The organism is Thermoanaerobacter thermocopriae JCM 7501, from assembly GCF_001310975.1.
Classification (GTDB): domain Bacteria; phylum Bacillota; class Thermoanaerobacteria; order Thermoanaerobacterales; family Thermoanaerobacteraceae; genus Thermoanaerobacter; species Thermoanaerobacter thermocopriae.
Window position 1 is genome coordinate 1 of record NZ_BAZY01000066.1, and the last position, 2447, is coordinate 2447.

Annotated in this window: 2 protein-coding genes and 2 pseudogenes; all 4 read right to left on the bottom strand. The window is 40.0% G+C overall.

The window, feature by feature from the left end; translation table 11 throughout:
• A pseudogene (locus JCM7501_RS12345) lies at positions 1-738 on the bottom strand (AAA family ATPase); the annotation flags it as partial.
• Between the two features lie 91 nt (positions 739-829).
• On the bottom strand, positions 830-1582 hold the full coding sequence (mgtE, locus tag JCM7501_RS16835; protein ID WP_256201498.1) for a magnesium transporter: 753 nt from the start codon (positions 1580-1582) through the stop codon (positions 830-832).
• Positions 1582-2067, bottom strand: coding sequence for a magnesium transporter MgtE N-terminal domain-containing protein (locus JCM7501_RS16840; protein ID WP_256201499.1), 486 nt, complete (start codon positions 2065-2067; stop codon positions 1582-1584). Before JCM7501_RS16840 ends, mgtE begins: the two co-directional genes overlap by 1 nt.
• Positions 2068-2270: 203 nt before the next feature.
• A pseudogene (locus JCM7501_RS15550) lies at positions 2271-2447 on the bottom strand (ATP-binding protein); the annotation flags it as partial.

Genomic DNA, 2447 nt, shown 5'->3' on the forward strand with positions numbered 1-2447 from the left:
ACATTTCATTTAAGCTTAAATCCATTGTGACATTTAATGCTATGTTAAATCCACTTGTTAAGTCATCCAACATTATCGGGGATATACCCGTTATGAATATCCTGTCTATTACAGTCTCTGTCCCTATCTTTAATGTCTCATAAAAGTCCCTTACAAAACCTGATACCCTTACTATCTCTCTATAAAATTCACTGTCCCCCATCGCTATTATGTCATTGGCAAAATGGTCATATTCGTCTATTATTAGATAAATCTTTTTACCTACTTTTTTTACTTCATTTATTATCGTCATTATAACTGCGTTTATATCAGTTATTTGGTCAATTTTCTTCCTTATTCCTTCCGTATTTTCTAATATACCTTCGTACCTGTTTAATAAGGCATTTATTGAATTTTTCACACTTAGCAAAAAGGACTCTTTTAGTTGGTCTTTGTTGTCGGTGTTTAGGCCTGAAAATTCAGCTTGAGTATCATATAACTGTTCTTTAGCTTTGTTGGCTTCTTCCCTATATATAAGTCGCCAAATAGTTTCTCAAAGTCTTTTTCACTGTTTACGTCATAGTAGTTCTCCAATGTGGAAAGAAAGAGACTTTTCCCAAATCTTCTCGGCCTTATGAAAAACAGGTATTTGCTGTTTAGGTTCTCTATCTTCTCTATATACATCGTCTTGTCTACATACAAATATCTTTCTTCTCTCATCGCTCTGAAATTTGACATCCCATAGGGTATTTTCTTCATTCTTACCACTCCTAATTTTCCTTATTCTTTAAAGTGGACTACATCGCCAATGAATTGGCAAGCCTCGTGCTCTCGACACCTGCCCGTATCTTTATATTTTAATGAACAATCCAGCAATATAAAAATATACCACTAAAGCCATGGCGTCTACGATGGTGGTTATGAGGGGACTGGCCATAATGGCGGGGTCAATTTTAGCCATTTTTGCTAAAAGCGGCAATAAGCCGCCGACTATCTTGGCCATAATCACTGTTACCACCAGTGTAAGACTGACCACCAGAGCGATGGTAGTGCTCACCTGCTCAATAACAACAAGCCGTAAGAAGTTCAAGCCAGCAAGAGAAAGGCCAACAATAATGCTCACCATAAACTCTTTTGCAACTACTCTAAAAACATCCCGTGTTTTAATTTCGTCCAGCGCCAGGCCTCGAATTACCATTGTCGATGACTGGGAACCTGCATTTCCTCCTGTATCCATTAGCATAGGTATAAAGGCGGCCAGGATTACCACATCATGGAGAAAGTCTTCAAACTTTTGTATGATCCGGCCGGTGAATGTGGCCGAAATCATCAAGGCCATAAGCCAAAACAGCCTGTTTTTGGCCATGGTAAAGGGGCTTTGACTTATATAAGATTCTTCAGTAGGACTTATTCCACCCATTCGTTGAATATCTTCGGTGTTTTCCGCTTCCAGAACGTCCATCACGTCGTCTATGGTTATAATACCAACCAGACGGTTTTCCTGGTCTACTACAGGCATGCTTAACAGGTCGTATTTTTTAAACAGTGATGACACGAATTCCTGGTCATCGTAGGTTTTTACAGCTATAACCTGTTTGTCCATCAGTCTTCGATCCTGGTGCCAGGGTCTGCCATCACCAGGTCTTTCAAGGAAACGACACCTAAAAGATGTCTTTCCTGGTCTATGACGTAACAGGTATAAATGGTCTCCTTTTTAGGAGCAGTATAGCGAATATGAGTAAGGGCTTGAGCCGCCGTCATATCGGCTTTCAGGTCTACAAATTCGATGGTCATGATGCTGCCAGCGGAATCTTCGGGATAATTTAAAAACTGGTTAATAAGCCTTCGTTCGCTTTCCGGCGTCCGCTGGAGTATTTTTTTTACTACATTGGCAGGCATTTCTTCCAGAAAATCTATCTTGTCATCGAAAAAGAGATCTTCTACCAGGCTTTTCAATTCGTCTTCTTCGATCATCCGCGAAAAGGCTACTCTTATTTTATCCGACAGATATGAAAATACTTCTGCAGCCCTATCCTTAGGCAGCAGTCTGAAAGCCAGCAGGCTGTTTTTAGCATCCAGATGGTTCAAAATTTCCGCTACGTCCTGTACCGGAATTCTCGACATTTCTTCTTTTAAGACTAGGAAGTTTTTTTTCCTGTAACCATTGGCGAAAAAGCTCTTTCATTTTTTCGATATGCACAATAATACCCCCTCTACTTAAGAAGCGCCTCCGGCGATGTGGGGTGCCGACGGACTACCCCCGTTTTTAGGTGGAATAAGGCATCGTCTGTTTATTCAATTACTTGGTATTCGTCCTTGCCTATGAATATGATTAGCGCTTGCTTTACGTCTTCTCTCTCTTTAAGCCCTCTGCTTTCTCTATACTTCTTGAGCTGCTTTATCCCTTCTTCTTTTATCTTGTCTACTTTGTCTTTTTCATTTTTCTTTACATACTTTAGTTCTATCAA